This is a genomic window from Motiliproteus sp. MSK22-1, assembly GCF_001968815.1.
Taxonomy (GTDB): domain Bacteria; phylum Pseudomonadota; class Gammaproteobacteria; order Pseudomonadales; family Balneatricaceae; genus Motiliproteus.
This window is the reverse complement of sequence record NZ_MIEQ01000046.1, coordinates 159,890-178,400: the sequence shown is the minus strand read 5'-3', so window position 1 is coordinate 178,400 and position 18,511 is coordinate 159,890. Positions and strand designations below refer to the sequence as shown.

Here is an 18,511-nt window from a genome sequence, read left to right as displayed (position 1 = left end):
CTAACCACGAATTTTGTAAAGGAAGAATCATGTCAATCGAAATCAAAGCACCTACTTTTCCAGAATCTGTAGCCGACGGCACCGTTGCTACCTGGCATAAACAACCGGGAGAGTCGGTTGCTCGCGACGAGCTGATTGTTGATATTGAAACAGATAAGGTCGTATTGGAAGTTGTTGCTCCGGCTGACGGTACAATTGCTGAGATACTGAAAGGTGAAGGTGATACGGTTCTTAGTGATGAAATCATCGCTCGTTTCGCCGCAGGAGAGGCTCCGGCTGCTGCCAATAACGGTGTAGCGGCTGAAGCTGAAGCTGAAATCTCTGGTCCAGAAGATAGCACAGACGCTGGTGTTGGTCCGGCAGCGCGAAAGCTTCTGGAAGAAAACAACCTGAGCGCTTCTCAAGTGAGTGGGTCTGGAAAAGGTGGTCGAGTCACCAAAGAGGATGTACTCAAGCATCTTAAAAACAAGCCTGCGGCCCCAGTTGCTGCTCCGGCTGCTGCTACCGAGATGGCTTCCCAGCCAGTGAGTGAAGGTGTGCGTATTGAAAAGCGCGTACCAATGACACGCCTACGTGCTACAATAGCCAAGCGCCTGGTTCAGGCTCAGCAAAACGCAGCCATGTTGACGACCTATAATGAAATCAACATGAAGCCGATCATGGAGCTGCGTAATCAATATAAAGATCTTTTCGAAAAGACTCATAATGGCACCCGTCTCGGTTTTATGTCCTTCTTTGTGAAGGCTGCAACCGAAGCACTTAAACGCTTCCCCGCTGTAAATGCCTCAATTGATGGAAACGATATGGTTTACCATGGTTTTCAGGATATAGGCGTAGCTGTATCTACGGAAAGGGGACTGGTTGTTCCCATTTTACGTGATACCGATGATATGGGCTTAGCTGATATTGAACGAAATATTCGTGACTTTGCTGTACGAGGGCGCGACGGCAAGCTGGGTATTGAAGACATGCAAGGGGGCACATTTACCATTACCAATGGTGGTGTATTTGGTTCTCTCTTGTCTACCCCGATATTGAATGCTCCACAAACTGCGATTCTGGGGATGCATAAGATTCAGGATCGGCCAATGGCGGTGAACGGTGAGGTTGTTATTTTGCCTATGATGTATCTTGCTCTGTCATATGATCACCGAATGATTGATGGCAAGGATGCCGTGCAGTTCTTGGTTACCATCAAGGATCTGCTGGAAGATCCCGCGCGTATGTTGCTGGACGTATAAGAAGACCCAAAAGGTTAGTAACGCTCCATTCGTTTGGAAACGTTATAAAGAAAGGTTACTGATAGGAAGCTTAGGACATGTCTCAAAAGTTTGATGTTATCGTAATTGGCGCAGGCCCTGGTGGTTATGTTGCTGCTATTCGTGCAGCTCAATTAGGTCTGAAAACTGCTTGCGTTGAAAAATGGGTCGATGGTAAGGGCAAAGCCGTTTTGGGCGGTACTTGTCTGAACGTTGGGTGTATTCCATCTAAAGCATTACTGGATTCCACCCACAAATACCATATGGCTCATGAAGAATTCAAAATTCATGGCATCACTGCAAATGACGTCGCCATGGACGTCCCCACCATGATTAAGCGTAAAGATCAGATTGTTAAAAATCTGACCGGTGGTATTGCAGGTTTGTTTAAGGCTAACGGCGTAACGCTTTTTGAAGGAGCTGGTAAAGTTCTTGCTGGTAAGAAAGTCGAGGTTAGCAAGAACGATGGATCAACTGAGGTTGTTGATGCTGAGAATATTATTATTGCTGCGGGTTCCGTGCCGGTAAATATTCCTCCTGCTCCGCTGACTGAGGGATTGATTCTTGATAACGAAGGTGCGCTTAATATCAGCGAGACACCTAAGCGTCTTGGTGTTATTGGCGCGGGCGTTATCGGCTTGGAAATGGGGTCTGTATGGGCTCGGTTGGGTTCCGACGTTATAGTTTTGGAAGCCATGGAAGAGTTTATGGGCTTCGCTGATAAAGATGTTGCCAAAGAAGGGCAAAAGCTCCTTAAGAAACAAGGGCTGGATATTCGCCTGGGTGCTCGGGTAACGGGTACCGATATTAGCGGTCAGGAAGTTACGGTTAAATACACTGATGGCAAAGGAGACCAGGAGGTGGTTGTCGACAAGTTGATTGTCGCTGTTGGTCGTCGTCCTTACACTGAAGGTCTGCTGGCTGGTGATTCTGGTGTTGAACTGGATGAGCGTGGGTTTATTTCTGTCGATAACCAATGCCGTACAAACGTCCCAGGGGTCTTTGCGATCGGTGATGTGGTACGAGGACCAATGCTGGCCCATAAGGCTTCTGAAGAAGGTATTATGGTTGCGGATATTATCCATGGTCATAAGGCCCAAATGAATTATGACTGCATTCCAGGGATTATCTATACTCACCCTGAAATGGCCTGGGTTGGTAAGACAGAGCAGCAACTGAAAGCAGAAGGCGTGAAGTACAAAGTGGGTAAATTCCCGTTTGCCGCCTCTGGTCGTGCGATGGCCTCACAGGATACTGATGGCTTTGTTAAGTTGATAGCTGACGAAGAAACCGATCGCATTCTTGGTTGCCATATGGTTGGTGGTGTGGCTTCAGAGTTGATAGCACAGGCTGTTATCGCTATGGAGTTCGGATCATCTGCCGAAGATCTTCAGTTGACTGTTTTTGCTCACCCAACTGTGAGCGAAGCGGTACACGAAGCTGCACTGGCTGTTGATGGTCACGCGATTCACGTAGCAAATCGAAAGAAGCGCTAATTTAGTCTTAGATTTGACCGCTCTTCGGAGCGGTCATTGAGTATCTGTCATCGCGTAATGTGTTGATGTTACTCAGCCCCGTAGTCTCTCAGAAGGCTACAAACTGAAATTTTGATAACACAACGGATCTTAAGCATGAATCTTCACGAGTATCAGGGAAAACAATTGTTTGCCCAATACGGGTTGCCGGTGTCCATTGGGCATGCGGTCGACACACCCGAAGCAGCCGCTGAGGCATGCGGTAAAATTGGCGGTGATCAGTGGGTTGTTAAAGCCCAGGTCCACGCTGGCGGACGCGGAAAAGCCGGTGGTGTCAAGTTGATCAGCAGCCCTGAAGAAGCCAAAGCTTTTGCTGCGGAATGGCTTGGGAAGAATTTGGTAACTTATCAGACTGATGAAAATGGTCAGCCAGTTAGTAAAATTCTGGTGGAATCCTGCACAGACATTGATCAAGAATTGTATCTAGGTGCTGTTGTAGACCGTTCCTCCCGCCGTATCGTATTTATGGCATCCACCGAAGGTGGTGTTGAAATTGAGAAGGTTGCTGAGGAAACTCCAGAGAAAATTCTAAAGGCTACCATTGATCCTCTGACCGGAGCGCTGCCTTATCAGGGCCGTGAACTGGCATTCAAATTGGGACTGAGCGGTGCTCAGGTTAGCCAGTTCACCAAGATATTCTTAGGATTGGCTAAGCTTTTTCAGGAAAAAGATTTAGCTCTGCTGGAAATCAATCCGCTGGTTATTACCACTGAAGGTAACCTGCATTGCCTGGATGCCAAAATGGCAATCGATGGTAACGCCGTTTATCGCCATAAGGATTTGCAGGAAATGCACGATCCTTCTCAGGAAGACGAGCGTGAAGCTCATGCGGCACAGTGGGAGCTCAATTACGTGGCTCTTGATGGCAATATCGGCTGCATGGTAAATGGTGCTGGTCTGGCCATGGGAACCATGGATATTGTTAAGTTACATGGCGGTTTTCCAGCAAACTTTCTGGATGTAGGGGGCGGTGCTACTAAAGAGCGTGTAGCTGAAGCATTCAAGATTATTCTTTCCGATGACAAAGTTAAAACCGTTCTGGTTAATATCTTTGGCGGTATTGTACGCTGCGATCTGATTGCGGAAGGCGTTATCGCTGCTGTTAAGGAAGTTGGCGTAGAAGTGCCTGTTGTTGTTCGCCTGGAAGGTAACAACGCAGAACTTGGTACCCAGGTTCTGGCGGACAGTGGATTGGATATTATTGCTGCGACCAGCCTGAAAGATGCTGCCGAGCAAGCGGTTAAAGCAGCGGAGGGTAAATAATAATGAGCATCCTGATCAATAAAGATACAAAGGTGATCTGTCAGGGATTTACCGGTGGCCAGGGTACTTTTCACTCTGAGCAAGCGATTGCTTACGGTACTCAGATGGTTGGTGGCGTTACTCCTGGTAAGGGTGGTCAAGAGCATCTTGGTCTTCCTGTTTTCAATACAGTTGCGGAAGCTGTAGAAAAAACAGGCGCAGAAGCATCTGTTATCTATGTTCCCGCTCCATTCGTTAAGGATTCACTTCTTGAGGCCGCTTACGCTGGAATCAAACTGGTTGTTGTGATTACTGAGGGAGTTCCAACACTGGACATGCTGGAATGCAAGGTAAAATGCGACGAACTTGGTGTTCGTGTCATTGGACCAAACTGCCCAGGCGTTATCACTCCGGGAGAGTGCAAGATTGGAATCATGCCTGGACATATTCATCTGCCTGGTAAGGTAGGTATTGTGTCTCGCTCCGGAACTTTGACTTACGAAGCGGTCAAGCAGACGACTGATGCCGGTTACGGTCAGTCTACCTGCGTTGGTATTGGTGGTGATCCTATTCCTGGCTCTAACTTCATCGATATTCTGGAAATGTTTCAGAATGATGATAAAACTGAAGCCATTGTTATGATTGGTGAAATAGGTGGGTCGGCTGAAGAGGAAGCGGCAGCTTACATCAAAGCCAATGTCACTAAGCCTGTCGTCTCTTATATTGCCGGTGTTACCGCTCCTGCTGGTAAGAGAATGGGGCACGCCGGTGCAATTATTTCTGGTGGTAAGGGCACAGCTGACGAAAAGTTTGCGGCATTAGAAGATGCTGGCGTAAAGACTGTTCGCTCCCTGGCTGATATCGGCGCAGCGTTAAAAGAAATTACCGGCTGGTAGGTTTCCCGGTAAGTCGTTAATAGCGTTAGAAAAAGGGCGGCATTGGCTGCCCTTTTTTTTGCAGGACTTTCGTCGTCGAATAGCATAACATACAGACTAGTAGATTTTTGGTGCAACCTTATTATGTTGTGATTTGATATACCAAGCCGGTAAGGAACCTCTAGCAGGATGCTTCATTCTCTTTCTAGATTAAGATTTCCGCTTCTAGATATTCAGTCGTACTGTATTCTACGTTCGACTGTCCTGGTCTGGATCTCATTAGTATATTTACTACTCTCTTCCTTTATCTTTAATGCCTCGGTGGCTGTGGCTGAAAACAAACAGCCAGTTGTCATCATTAATTCGCAAGTCCCCTACGACCACCTCAGCCGAAGTGTTTTGAGATCTATTTTCAGTATGCGATTAACCCGTTGGGCAGACGGTACTCCAATCAGGGTATTTGTGTTGCCCGATGATCATGCTATTCACCGACGGTTTTCAAAAAGGACTTTAGCGGTATTCCCTTACCAGTTAAGACAAACTTGGGATCGAGCCGTTTATTCAGGAACTGGACAAGCTCCGGTACAGATTAAAAACCAACAGCTAATGTTAGAGGCGGTCGCACAGACACCGGGTGCAATTGGATATATCGTCGATGGCAATAGAGCAGGGGGAGTTCGATATGTGGTTTTGGATTAGATCTTTGGTCCCGTTGTGGAATAGTTCAATGCCTTTTTCCTGCTTGCTGTCGGTTATAGTGGCCGCTTTGACTCTGCTACCTGCCCACTCTTACGCCTCTTCTGACCTTGATGACTCCTGGCAATGGAGTGGCTTTATCACACAAGGCTGGTCGATTAGTGATCGTAACAATTTTTTTGGTAACTCTTCTGATAGCAATGGTAGTTTTGACTTCCGTGAACTGGGAATTAACGGTATTTACAGTGTATCTCCTCAGCTACGTCTGAGCGGACAGCTTCTTTCAAGAACCGCAGGTAAGGGAGAAGATGGTGATGTGCAGGTGGACTACTTGTTTGCCGATTGGTCTTTCTTACAGAACAATGATCGCCAGGCCGGGGTAAGGTTTGGACGATTGAAGAACCCGATCGGGTTTTACAATGATACCCGTGATGTTTCCTTTACTCGTCCAAGTATTGTTCTCCCACAGTCCATTTACCCGGACCAGGTTCGGGAGCTGGAGCTATCCTCAGACGGAGTGGGAGGCTACTACCGAACTCAACCCAGTTACGGTAGCTGGATGGTAGATGTCTTATGGGGGAAGCCTTTAACAGGAGCTGATACAGAACGTGCGCTGCTTGGGGCTGACTTGCCTGGTGTGCTGGGCAGTTCTGAACTGGCATTGGCCAGAGTACTCTATGAGCACGGTAGCGGACAGATCAGGCTGGCCGCCACTTTTATAGATGCTAATACCTCCTTTACTTCCGATATACCGTTCTTTATCGGAAACGGAGAGATTGATTTCGAATTATTTGGTTATTCGGCACAGCTGAATTTTGAAAATCTTAGCCTGACTTCTGAGTATTTTATTGAAAATATCAGCCGTAGTGGTTTTGGTTCTTTTCTGCCAAAGCAGGACAATACGATCAAAGCATACTACATTCAAGCAGAGTATCGGTTTGATCATCGATGGACCGGACTGCTTAGATATGACGATGCAGTTGTCGATGACGACGACCCTGATGGCACCAATTTGCAATTAATGACTGGACGTCCTGCTCATCAAGGGTTTGCCAAGGATTGGACCATCGGTATCGGATACCAGGTAACACCCAAACTGCATACCCGTGCAGAGCTTCACCATGTTGAGGGAACGGCTTGGCTTTCAGCACTTGATAACGAATCACCAGGCGAACTGAAGAAGAACTGGAATATGCTTATGTTTCAAGCGTCGTATCGTTTCTAGTTGATAGGGTGGTGAATGAACAAAGAATTGCGACAGCGCTTTTTAAGTCTTAAATGGAAGTTGTTTCTTCTTCTTACGGTGGTGTTCTTTTTTATTGCGCTCGGAGTCTCCTGGGCAGCAAATGTTTTGCAGGAAAACCAATTACAGAGAGAAAGGCAGCTTCAGCAGCAGCGCAGTTCCAACGCGCTTCAGTCTCAGATTCGACGTGTCCAAAACGATCTGATCAGCCAGACTGAATCTCTTGTTCTGCTTGCTGAGGGAGGGCAGGATGTCGTTAATTACGAACAACTTGTCTTTGGCTTAAAAAACAGAGCCTCCAAGCAAGTTCTGTTATCCGGTATCGAGCAGTTGCAAGTAAGCTCACCTTCGTTGGAAGCTGTCTACAGTAGTGGCCCAAAAAACCAGCTGCTTACTGATATCAGTACAATGGTACTGACCAGCGAGCAGCCTACTACCAGCTTTAGTTGTGTGATTGAGTGTCAGATTGTGGCCGCTGTTCCGGTATTGCTGGAGGAAGGTACAGGAAGTGTTGCTGTTGTTACTTCGATCGCCGATGTCGTACTAAATGTCGCTGAGTTTTCCGGTTCAAGTGTCGGTGTTTTATTGAAAACTGAAGAAGAGGGCAGCAAGGGCCTACGCTCCTGGGGAGTGAATCTTTCTGCCTTGAGTAACCGGACTCAGTTTGAACCTCTACTAAATGAATATGCTCAAAAAACAGAATTCAGGGGAGCTGGTCAGTATCTGCTTCAGTCGGGGGATATCCGCTATGAACTCGCGTTAACTCCACTGACTATTCTGGAACAACAGCGAGGTTACTGGGTTCTCCTGACTGATGTTACTGACAGTTACCAATCTATTCGCAGAAATAATCTTCAGTTACTTGTCGTGACCTGGGTTTCTTTATTGATCAGCGCATTATTGCTGGCTGCAGTTATGCAGCCATCACTCAATGCCTTGTCTTTGGTTGCAGGGCTTTTACCGCTACTTGCCCATCATGATTACGACAGGGTTAGAAAACGTCTTAGAAAAGCCAGTGGAGTATTTAAACAGACGGTTGAAGATGAGCTTGGGCAGTTGGCGAAGAGCACCATTCATCTTGCTGATGAGCTGGAACGTTTGGACCGGGAAGTGAAAAACCGGACTCTTCGTTTGCATAAAAGCAGCAAGGAGCTTGCCAAGCAACGGGATTTTGTTGCCAGCCTTTTAGATAATGCTCAGGCTGTTATCTTACTGCAAACCAAAGATGGTGTTTGCAAAAGCGTCAATCAGTTTGGTTGTCTTATGGTCAGTAAATCAGAGCAGCAATGTGTTAACAGAAGTTATGAAGAGCTGTTTGGCAGTCTTGGGCCGCATGCCAGGGAAGCCATTGATCTGGTTTATGCTGGTGTCAGTAACAGCTGCAGGTATGAGGCTCAGTTTGAAGCCCCCAGCGGTGGCCAGCGGACTCTGTCCTGGCTGCATTCCCGATTAAGCCAAAAAGATCAGTCAGATGCGTTATTGTCCATTGGAATGGATATTACTGAACAGAAAACAGTTCAGCATCAACTTCAGTGGTTGGCCAACCATGACCCTCTGACAGAATTGCCGAATCGCCTGGGGTTGCAGCGCAGGTTGCAATCTCTTATAGAAGCAGATCAAGGCGGTCTCCAGCGAAGGGCTGTTATCTTCTGCGACCTTGATCACTTTAAAAACATTAATGACAGCCTGGGTCATCCCGCTGGTGACGAGCTGCTGCAGCAGGCAGCTGATAGAATAAAATCACTGGTTCGGCAAATGGGGATCGTTTCCCGTTGGGGGGGGGATGAGTTCGTGGTGATTCTGGAAGACTTTATTCATACGGATTATGTTGAAGAGTTGGCTGACAACCTGCTCCTGGATTTATCCAAAGCTTACCAGGTAGAAGGTCATGAGGCGTTCATTTCAGTTAGTCTGGGGATTGCCTTGTATCCAGAGCACGGGGCTGATGCCAATACGCTGATAAAGCATGCAGATGTTGCTATGCATCAGTCAAAGCAAAAAGGACGTAAACAATGTTCATTCTACAGTCCTGAGCAGTCAGCTGGTTTTGAAGAGCGTCTGAATCTGGACGTTGACTTACGCTACGCTCTGGAGAGGCGCGAGCTGGTACTTTATTACCAACCTCAGCTATCTTCTTCTGATGCCGAAGTGATCGGCGTGGAAGCGCTGTTAAGGTGGATACATCCCGATCAGGGGATGATCCAGCCGGATCGATTTATTCCGATTGCAGAGGAATCCGGGCAAATTGTTGAAATAGGTGCGTGGGTACTTGAAGAAGCCTGTCGACAGCTCAAGGAGTGGGAACAAAAAGGGATTTCAGGGATTCGAATGTCAGTGAATCTTGCTGGGCCTCAAATTATGGATCCTTCACTCATTCAAAAAGTGCAGGATATTGTCGACCGAGTAGAAATACATCCAACTCAACTGGAGCTTGAAATTACCGAAAGCTTTATTATGAGTCGTCCGGAAAGCACAATCGCCAAGTTGCAGCAGCTAAAAAAAATGGGGATAAAGCTGGCTATCGACGACTTTGGTACGGGGTACTCTTCCCTGAGCTATCTTAAAAAATTACCGATTGATAAGCTTAAAATTGACAAGTCATTTGTGTTTGATATTGGTCGATATGCAGATGACGAAGCGATCACCCGGGCAATTGTTGCCTTGGGTCATAGCCTTAATCTGACAGTGATAGCTGAAGGCGTAGAAAATATCGGGCATGTGGCATTTCTTCGGGAAAATGGTTGTGATGAGTTTCAGGGGTTTTATTTTAGCAAGCCCTTATCCGGTGATGACTGCTTAAGTTACATGCTTCAACAGCAAGGGAAGCATGTAACTCACAATTCTGACGCCGTAGGGTCCAATGAATACAAAGTAAAATAGTGACTTATGATTCTGTGTCTGCATGTCGAAAGGCATCTGACTATTTTTTGAAATACGGAGTTCAACATGGGATATGAGAAGATAAAGGTACCCTCTAAAGGGGAAAAAATAACGGTAAATACCGATAAATCGCTGGAAGTTCCCAATAATCCTATAATTCCTTTTATCGAAGGCGATGGGATTGGCTACGATGTGACGCCACCAATGATCAAGGTTGTTGATGCTGCTGTAAGCAAGGCATATGGCGGCAATCGGGAAATCTCATGGATGGAAGTCTATGCCGGAGAGAAGGCTACAGAAATTTATGACGCAGATACCTGGATGCCAGAAGAAACCCTTGAAGCATTTAGAGAATTTGTCGTTGGAATAAAGGGGCCTTTGACTACGCCAGTGGGCGGAGGAATACGCTCACTTAATGTGGCTTTACGGCAAGAGTTGGATCTCTACGTATGTCAGAGGCCCGTACAATGGTTTACAGGGGTTCCCAGTCCTGTCAAAGCCCCGCAGGATGTCGACATGTGTATCTTTAGAGAGAACTCGGAAGATATCTATGCCGGTGTTGAGTTTAAAGCGGGGTCTGCCGAAGCCGATAAACTGATTAAGTTCCTGAAGGATGAGTTTGGAGTGACCAAAATTCGTTTCGAAGAGAACTGTGGGATAGGAATTAAGCCTGTTTCCAAAGAAGGTACCCAGCGCCTGATCCGCAAAGCCATTCAATATGCTATTGATAATGATAAACCTTCTGTGACCTTTGTGCACAAGGGTAATATCATGAAATTTACCGAAGGTGCTTTTAAGGAGTGGGGCTACGAGCTGGCAAAAGAAGAATTTGGTGCGGAACTGCTTGATGGCGGTCCCTGGTGTTCGATTACCAACCCCAATACCGGAAATCAAATCGTTATCAAGGATGTTATTGCGGATGCAATGCTACAGCAGATTTTACTCCGTCCAGCAGAGTACTCGGTTATCGCTACCCTGAACCTGAATGGGGATTATCTTTCAGATGCGCTGGCTGCTGAGGTGGGAGGCATTGGGATTGCTCCTGGTGCAAACCTTAGCGATGATATTGCTATCTTTGAAGCAACTCATGGAACAGCGCCTAAATATGCAGGCAAAGACAAGGTTAATCCTGGCTCTGTTATACTTTCCGCTGAAATGATGCTGCGCCATCTTGGCTGGAAGGAAGCAGCAGATCTGATACTCAAAGGTGTTTCCGGGGCAATTGCAGCGAAAACTGTAACCTATGATTTTGATCGGCTGATGGAAGACGCTACCTTGGTTTCCTGCTCTGGGTTTGGTGATGCAGTGATTGCGAATATGTAGCTGCGTCCAATGCTGTCAGAACAAAGGTCGCTCTTATGAGCAGATTCTGAAGATCTGAGCAGAGAGGATAAAAAACCAGCCTAAGGCTGGTTTTTTTACGGGTGGAAAAAAGATTCTGATTACAGAGTCTTGCCTCCTTTACTAATTAGCTTCAGCTTGTTCTTTAGCTTCCGCTGGGCGAATGTTGACAGCATGGGTGCCTTTCGGACCTGGTGTAGTCTCGAAATTTACTTCCTGTCCGGCCTTTAGTGTTTTATACCCGTCCATCTGTATAGCTGAATAGTGTGCGAATAGATCTTCTTCAGATTTGTCTGATAGGATAAAACCATACCCTTTGGCATTGTTAAACCACTTTACTTTCCCTGAGTGCATTGAGAACTCCTTAAACTACAAATTATCTATAGCTAATAAAGCTATTCACGTATTCTCGTCATATGTCGCGCTTTTTGCAAGATAGACTTTCAGCTTCTGGCGTTAAAATTGACTTTAACGAGGTTTTATCCCTGTTAGAAACGGCTACTTGGTTGATTGATCGACATCGAGAGATAGGTATGGACAATACTAGTTCGACTTTGGTTCTATGGGAAAGGGTAATGATGAAACTAAGTTTTCCAAGATCCGGATTCTGCGCCAGACTAACCTGGGGTGCAGGTTGAAAATGGAACATATAGTCCCATAAATTCAATATGATAGGTTTTTTTGAGAAGCGATTTTCTGGGAATGAACTAAGCTTAATAACAGTGAAGTAAGTGTTGAAACCGGTTTGTCAGGATTAAGTTGTAGCTCTGGTCAGGATGACAATTGTGCTGAAGCCCCGGAACTTTCCGCAAAAAAAAAGGGTCTACGGCAAAAATGGTCGGGTTATAATTAAAAATCGATGGATACCAGCAGGCGAGAGCACAGAAAGGGAGGCGCGTTGTGCCAATAAATTCTTCTGGAGGTTAAAATACAAAGAGCCAGAGATGCGTCAAGTCTGAGCAGGGGGTATCATATCTGGGATGTTAAGTTTAACAGGTTTAGGGAATGATTTTTTTGAGTGCAATAGAGTTAAATAAAGATAAGGAGGCCGGTAGCGAAGGAGGGCTCCTGACTCAGGAGATGAAGCCAGCATTAAAGCCTCCTTCTATGTATAAGGTTTTGCTATTGAATGACGACTATACTCCTATGGATTTTGTGGTTGAAGTTTTGAGGGTATTCTTCAACATGGAGCAGGAGAAGGCGACGCAGGTGATGCTCGCCGTCCACACCCAGGGAAAAGCAGTTTGTGGCATCTATCCGCGTGATATTGCTGAAACTAAAGCAACTCAAGTTAATCAATATTCGAGAGAGTGCCAACACCCACTGCTCTGCGAAGTTGATAAGGCTTAATTGGTTCCAAGAGAGGCAGTTTATCGTGCTAAACAAAGATCTAGAATTAACTTTGAGCATGGCTTTCCAGGAAGCAAGAGACAAGCGCCACGAGTTTATGACCGTGGAGCATCTGCTTTTAGCGCTACTCAGCAACAATTCAGCAGTAGAGGTTCTCGAAGCCTGTGGAGTTGATATTGAAAAGCTGAGAGCCAACCTGAATGCCTTTGTTGACTCGACTACACCATTGATCCCTGCTGATGACCACGACAGAGATACGCAGCCTACGCTGGGTTTCCAGCGAGTGCTGCAGCGAGCTGTATTTCACGTTCAATCGTCTGGTAAAAATGAAGTCACTGGCGCCAATGTTCTTGTGGCTATATTCAGTGAACAGGAAAGCCAGGCGGTTTATGCTCTGAATCAGCAGAGCATTGAACGGATTGATGTCATTAATTATATTTCCCATGGCATATCGAAAGTGCTTGATAGTGCTCACTCTCACGATGATGAGCCTTCTGTAGAACACGAACAGGAAGAAAGCACACAGGCCAGTCCGTTAAAGCAATTTGCTATTAATCTTAATGAAGTGGCTGCTGCTGGTCGGATCGATCCGCTTGTCGGGCGGCAGCAGGAAGTGGAAAGGGTTATCCAGATTCTTTCCCGCCGTCGAAAGAATAATCCGTTGCTGGTGGGAGAGGCCGGAGTCGGCAAGACCGCTATTGCTGAAGGTCTTGCCAAAATGATTGTTGATGGCGAAGTGCCCGAGGTGATCGATAAAAGTACCGTTTACTCTCTGGATATGGGGGCGCTGTTGGCCGGTACTAAATACAGAGGTGATTTCGAAAAACGCCTGAAAGGTCTTCTGGCTGAGATTGGAAAGGAAGACTACAGTATTTTATTTATCGATGAAATCCACACCATCATAGGCGCAGGTGCGGCCTCAGGTGGAGCCATGGATGCTTCTAATCTTCTTAAACCTTTGCTCAGCAGTGGTGATCTGCGTTGTATCGGTTCAACAACGTTCCAGGAGTTTAGGGGGATTTTTGAAAAGGACAGAGCGCTGGCGCGTCGTTTTCAAAAAATAGACGTTCTGGAGCCATCGATAGAAGAAACCTACCAGATCCTAAAAGGCCTGAAATCCCGTTATGAAAAACATCATAACCTAACCTATACCAATAAGGCCCTCAGAGCGGCCTCTGAGCTGGCTGATCGGTATATCAACGACAAACATATGCCCGATAAGGCTATCGATGTAGTCGATGAGGCTGGTGCTTATCAGCAGCTGCTTGATGAGAAGAAGCGAAAGAAACGGATAGATGTTCCTGATATTGAAAGCATTGTTGCAAAAATTGCCAGGATTCCTCCTAAGAGTGTCTCTGCTTCGGATAAGGAAGCCCTGCATAGTCTTGAAAAGAACCTGAAAATGGTAGTCTTTGGTCAGGATCCGGCTATAGAGTCATTGTCTTCTGCAATCAAGCTCTCGCGAGCAGGTCTTAAAGAACCTCAGAAGCCAATCGGTTCATTTTTGTTTGCCGGGCCTACCGGAGTCGGTAAAACGGAGGTCACAGCTCAGCTTGCAAAAATAATGGGGATTGAGCTTGTACGCTTTGATATGTCTGAATATATGGAACGCCATACGGTTTCGCGTCTGATTGGTGCTCCTCCCGGTTATGTTGGTTATGACCAGGGGGGCTTGCTTACCGAGGCTGTCACCAAGACACCGCACTGTGTTCTGCTGCTGGACGAAATCGAAAAGGCCCACCCGGAGGTCTTTAATTTGCTGTTGCAGGTCATGGATAACGGTACATTGACAGATAACAATGGTCGTAAAGCCGATTTCAGAAATGTCATTGTTGTTATGACAACAAATGCGGGAGCTCATGAAATAAGCCGTCGGTCCATTGGGTTTTCTCTACAGGATCACAGTAGTGATGGAATGGAGGCCATTAGAAAGACCTTTACTCCAGAGTTCCGTAACCGCTTGGATTCTATTATTCAATTCCAACCTTTGAATACTGAAGTGATTCGCGGTGTTGTTGATAAGTTCCTCACGCAATTGCAGGCACAGTTGGATGACAAGAGTGTTCATCTCGTCTTTGATGATGATGCTATTAGCTGGCTGGCAGAGAACGGGTATGACGAGAAGATGGGAGCGCGTCCTATGGCTCGCCTGATTCAAGAGGAGGTCAAAAAGCCATTGGCTGAGCAAGTGCTGTTCGGTGCCTTATCTGAAAAGGGTGGAACAGTCGGAGTCAGTGTCAAGGAGGATAAGCTTTCGTTTGATTATGAGGCAGCTTAACGGCTGCCCCAAGCAGGAAGCCGATCACTCTGTGGATGATCGGCTTTTTACTTTTTAGCGTTCAGCTTTTAAAGCTTCACGTCAGTATTGGAGCCGGGGCTTGGAAACTATCGAGCGCGGTATACGATACGACCTTTTGACAGATCGTAAGGTGTTAGCTCGACCTTTACTTTGTCACCAGTCAGAATTCGAATGTAGTGCTTACGCATTTTACCGGAAATGTGAGCGGTAACGACGTGACCGTTCTCCAGCTCCACGCGGAACATGGTGTTCGGCAGAGTGTCGATGATGGTGCCGTCCATTTCAATGCATTCTTCTTTTGCCATTACAGGGCTTACCTCTGGGGCCAATCCAGCCCGGTTTAATTACAAGTGTAGTTATTAATCTATAGTTGCAAAAATATGTTGCAAATATATGGCGGCAGTAGCGCCAGTAATAAGTGGTTCATTTGCTAAGGCGCGATATTTTGCCTCATTTATAATGATTTAGCAAAACATTCTATGGCATCGATAGCTCGTTAGTGTTTATCTGTGTCCAGTGGCCGTCAAGCAACAGCTGTATTGGCCGGTAGTCAATTTTATAATTCATTTTTTGGCACCCTTTAATCCAGTAACCCAGATACAGATAGGGCAGATTCTGATCCCTTACAGCTTCTATCTGTTTAAGAATGGAAAATTTTCCAAGGCTGCGATGTGATTCATCGGGGTCAAAAAATGTATAAATTGCTGATAGCCCCTGATCAAGTCGGTCGACCACTGCTACAGCCAGCAGCCTGTCAGCGGATTTAAACTGGTAAAAGAAGGTGTCTTGCTTGCTGTCCACCAGAAAAGACCGGAACTGTTCAGGGCTGGGGGGATACATATCCCCGTCAAAGTGTCGGTGGTTAATGTAACGTTCATACAGGTCATAAAGTTCATCACTGTAAACGGGGGCGGTGGGCCTGACTGTCAGATCCTGATTGTTTCGAAATACGCGTTTCTGGCTTTTAGACAGCTTAAAGCAATCAACAGGAATACGCGCGGAAATACACGCGCTGCAGCCACCGCAATGGGGGCGGTATACATGTGGGCCACTACGCCTGAATCCCAAGTCCGACAGTGCGCTGTAGTCAGTGCGATTTAGCTCCGCTTTTGGATCAGCAAACAAGGTCTTGGCTTGTCTGTCACTCAAATAACTACAAGGGTGTTCTGGCGTAGCATAAAATTGTAATTCTCGCAGGTCTGTCACAGTATCAGCTAGACTCTCGCTTTTGGTAGCACCAATTCATATGCCATGTGTGTTGGACGTCGGTATTGATCTCACGGTTCAGTATTTTTAGAAATTCTGAACGCGGAATTTCACCAGCACCCAGACTGGCTAAATGATCGCTATGGACTTGGCAATCAATTAAATAATAGCCCCAAGTTCGTAACTGTTCGACTAAATAGACGAATGCGATCTTCGATGCGTCTCGTTGTTTGCTAAACATTGACTCACCGAAAAACATTCTTCCCATGGCAATCCCGTAGAGTCCTCCAACTAACTCTCCGTTTCGCCAGACTTCAACGGAGTGGGCGAAACCTGCGTGATGAAGCTCGGCATAAGCCTGTTTCATATCTTCAGTAATCCAGGTTTCGCTAGTCGATGCTCTGGGGGCCGAGCATGAGGTGATAACTGTCTCAAAAGCACGATCAAAAGTGACAGAATAATCCTGTTTTCTTAGCGCCTTCCGGAGACTTTTGGACAAATAGAGTTGATCAGGAAAGAGCACGCAGCGAGGATCCGGGCTCCACCAGAGTATTGGCTGGTCATCATCAAACCAAGGGAATATCCCGTTTTGATAGGCGGATACCAAGCGAGGCAGTGACAGGTCGCCTCCAGCTGCAAGCAAGCCGTTTGGATCACGGAGTGCTAAGTCAGCGGGAGGAAAGTCAATGCTATCTGGTTCGAGCCAATAGATACTCGACATTTCTGTTATAGATCGGAATCGTTAATATTGGCTATTTATTGAGACCGTCGATGTAGCGCTCGGCATCCAAGGCGGCCATGCAGCCAAAACCTGCCGACGTGACTGCCTGGCGATAGACCTGATCTGCAACATCGCCTGCAGCAAAGACTCCAGGCACGCTGGTTTGAGTTGCGTTTCCAGCCAGGCCGCTGTTAATGGTTAGATAGCCGCCTTTCATCTCCAGCTGATCGATAAATATGTCCGTGTTAGGCTTGTGGCCAATAGCAACAAACACACCGAGAGTCTCTAGCTCCTTGGTTTCTCCCGTGTTTACGTCTTTGATTCTTACGCCTGTGACGCCCATATCATCGCCAAGTACTTCGTCCAGAGTGTGATTCCACTCGATATTGATATTGCCGTTTTCTACCTTTTCGAGCAGATGGTCCTGTAATATTTTTTCGCTTCGTAATGAGTCACGACGATGTATAAGGGTTACTTCTGACGCGATGTTGGACAAATACAAGGCTTCCTCTACAGCGGTGTTTCCACCACCAATAACGACAACTTTCTGGTTGCGATAAAAGAATCCATCACAGGTAGCGCAAGCACTGACCCCTTTACCCATGAATGCTTCTTCAGACTCCAGGCCCAGGTATTGAGCAGATGCGCCTGTGGCAATGATCAGTGCATCGCAAGTATAAGTGTTGCTGTCTCCGATCAAAGTAAAAGGACGTTGCTTCAGAGAAACCTCGTTGATATGATCAAAAATTACTTCTGTTTCAAACCGTTCCGCGTGTTTTTGCATCCGTTGCATTAGCTCTGGGCCCTGTACACCTTCTGCATCTCCTGGCCAATTATCAACATCGGTTGTGGTGGTCAGCTGACCACCGGCCTGCATGCCCGTGATGACAACAGGATTCAAGTTTGCTCTTGCAGCATAGATAGCTGCAGTGTAACCAGCAGGACCTGACCCAAGTACGATCAATTTGTGGTGCTTAACTTCGCTCATGGAATGTTCTCAATTTAGCTAATACAGACGGCAATGACGGTATTTTAAAGCAAACTTATTTGATTATGGAACCTTCATCGAGATTGTTGATCTCGAACTTTAACGGAGACGCTGAATTACTGCGCTGCTCCGAAACAGTAAATATGGTACTTTTACTATTTTATTCAAGGGGAAGATTTAGTTTTGACCGCTACTACTATTTTATTCAAGGGGAAGATTTAGTTTTGACCGCTACTGAGCGCGAGGCATTTGTCTCTTTTGTATCACGGATCGTCAAAGAAGGGGGCGTGATTGTCTTAATTGGCAGCTGTGCGTTGCTGTTACTCTCTCTGCTGACTTTTGATTCTAGAGATCCAGGCTGGTCTCATCTGGGGTATGACGGGATCGTACGTAATTTGGCGGGCCCCGGGGGGGCTTGGCTTGCTGATTTTTCTTATTCTGCTGTGGGCTTTCTCGCATTTGCCCCCCCTTTAATGTTGATCTACCGAGCTGCTCTTTTTTTTCGAAAGCGTCAACAACGCCTTTCGGCAGCATTGGCTTATTTTTCCTTGAGGATGCTTGGTGCACTGGTTTTTATCGTTGCCGGTTCGGGAATTGCGACACTTCATTTTGGTAATCAGTGGATGGAGCTTCCTTTTGGTGCAGGAGGTATGCTGGGGCTGTCGGTATCTTCGTATGCACTTGGTTTATTTGGATTGATTGGAGCTAGTTTTTTGTTATTACCCCTATGGCTCTTGGGATTGACTCTGTTTTCCGATATATCCTGGGTGCGTGTGGCGGACTGGCTGGGTATGGCGGTTTTTTCTGTTGTGTCGCGCTTAATGCCTAACGCTAAAAGCGCCGAGTCGTTCTCTGTTGATAGTGAGTATGGTCGAT

The 18,511-nt window shown here is 46.5% G+C and carries 15 protein-coding genes and 1 pseudogene; 11 read left to right on the top strand and 5 right to left on the bottom strand.

All coding sequences use genetic code 11. The features are described 5' to 3' along the window. Positions 1-29: 29 nt before the first annotated feature. The 8 genes from odhB to icd all read left to right on the top strand — a co-directional run bounded on the left by odhB (position 30) and on the right by icd (position 11,053). On the top strand, positions 30-1,241 hold the full coding sequence (odhB, locus tag BGP75_RS14230) for a 2-oxoglutarate dehydrogenase complex dihydrolipoyllysine-residue succinyltransferase (protein WP_076719482.1): 1,212 nt from the start codon (positions 30-32) through the stop codon (positions 1,239-1,241). A 77-nt stretch (positions 1,242-1,318) separates the two neighbouring features. After that, the gene (lpdA, locus tag BGP75_RS14225; RefSeq protein ID WP_076719481.1) at positions 1,319-2,755 is read left to right on the top strand and encodes a dihydrolipoyl dehydrogenase; all 1,437 of its coding nucleotides are present in this window, start codon (positions 1,319-1,321) and stop codon (positions 2,753-2,755) included. Positions 2,756-2,890: 135 nt separating this feature from the next. Then, positions 2,891-4,057 (top strand): ADP-forming succinate--CoA ligase subunit beta, encoded by a 1,167-nt coding sequence (sucC, locus tag BGP75_RS14220; protein WP_076719480.1) that lies wholly within the window; start codon positions 2,891-2,893, stop codon positions 4,055-4,057. Positions 4,058-4,059: 2 nt separating this feature from the next. Beyond that, positions 4,060-4,932, top strand: a complete 873-nt coding sequence (sucD, locus tag BGP75_RS14215) for a succinate--CoA ligase subunit alpha (RefSeq protein WP_076719479.1) — start codon at positions 4,060-4,062, stop codon at positions 4,930-4,932. Between the two features lie 306 nt (positions 4,933-5,238). Next, positions 5,239-5,610 (top strand): substrate-binding domain-containing protein, encoded by a 372-nt coding sequence (locus BGP75_RS14210; RefSeq protein ID WP_198939361.1) that lies wholly within the window; start codon positions 5,239-5,241, stop codon positions 5,608-5,610. 28 nt (positions 5,611-5,638) lie between these two features. Then, entirely contained in the window at positions 5,639-6,832 is a 1,194-nt protein-coding gene (locus tag BGP75_RS14205) for a hypothetical protein (protein ID WP_083704823.1), read from the top strand. A 15-nt stretch (positions 6,833-6,847) separates the two neighbouring features. Continuing rightward, complete coding sequence (locus tag BGP75_RS14200) at positions 6,848-9,730, top strand: EAL domain-containing protein (protein WP_076719478.1); 2,883 nt, start codon at positions 6,848-6,850, stop codon at positions 9,728-9,730. Between the two features lie 66 nt (positions 9,731-9,796). Beyond that, entirely contained in the window at positions 9,797-11,053 is a 1,257-nt protein-coding gene (gene icd / locus BGP75_RS14195; protein ID WP_076719477.1) for an NADP-dependent isocitrate dehydrogenase, read from the top strand. Between the two features lie 141 nt (positions 11,054-11,194). On the opposite strand, the gene cspD is transcribed toward icd, so the two are convergent. After that, a complete protein-coding gene (cspD, locus tag BGP75_RS14190) occupies positions 11,195-11,425 on the bottom strand; it encodes a cold shock domain-containing protein CspD (protein ID WP_076719476.1) in 231 nt (76 codons plus the stop codon). Positions 11,426-12,076: 651 nt separating this feature from the next. Here cspD and clpS point away from each other — a divergent pair. Together clpS and clpA are read left to right on the top strand one after the other, a co-directional pair. Continuing rightward, complete coding sequence (clpS, locus tag BGP75_RS14180; RefSeq protein ID WP_076719474.1) at positions 12,077-12,421, top strand: ATP-dependent Clp protease adapter ClpS; 345 nt, start codon at positions 12,077-12,079, stop codon at positions 12,419-12,421. A 25-nt stretch (positions 12,422-12,446) separates the two neighbouring features. Then, on the top strand, positions 12,447-14,699 hold the full coding sequence (gene clpA, locus BGP75_RS14175) for an ATP-dependent Clp protease ATP-binding subunit ClpA (RefSeq protein ID WP_076719473.1): 2,253 nt from the start codon (positions 12,447-12,449) through the stop codon (positions 14,697-14,699). Between the two features lie 107 nt (positions 14,700-14,806). Here clpA and infA read toward each other — a convergent pair whose 3' ends face one another. The 4 genes from infA to trxB form a co-directional block, all read right to left on the bottom strand. Continuing rightward, positions 14,807-15,025, bottom strand: coding sequence for a translation initiation factor IF-1 (gene infA / locus BGP75_RS14170; RefSeq protein ID WP_076719472.1), 219 nt, complete (start codon positions 15,023-15,025; stop codon positions 14,807-14,809). A 172-nt stretch (positions 15,026-15,197) separates the two neighbouring features. After that, positions 15,198-15,926, bottom strand: coding sequence for an arginyltransferase (locus BGP75_RS14165; protein WP_076719471.1), 729 nt, complete (start codon positions 15,924-15,926; stop codon positions 15,198-15,200). Positions 15,927-15,930: 4 nt separating this feature from the next. Beyond that, positions 15,931-16,647 (bottom strand): leucyl/phenylalanyl-tRNA--protein transferase, encoded by a 717-nt coding sequence (aat, locus tag BGP75_RS14160; protein ID WP_076719470.1) that lies wholly within the window; start codon positions 16,645-16,647, stop codon positions 15,931-15,933. A 31-nt stretch (positions 16,648-16,678) separates the two neighbouring features. Then, complete coding sequence (gene trxB, locus BGP75_RS14155; RefSeq protein WP_076719469.1) at positions 16,679-17,635, bottom strand: thioredoxin-disulfide reductase; 957 nt, start codon at positions 17,633-17,635, stop codon at positions 16,679-16,681. A 65-nt stretch (positions 17,636-17,700) separates the two neighbouring features. Here trxB and BGP75_RS27430 point away from each other — a divergent pair. Next, a pseudogene (locus BGP75_RS27430) lies at positions 17,701-18,414 on the top strand (DNA translocase FtsK 4TM domain-containing protein); the annotation flags it as partial. Between the last annotated feature and the right edge of the window lie 97 nt (positions 18,415-18,511).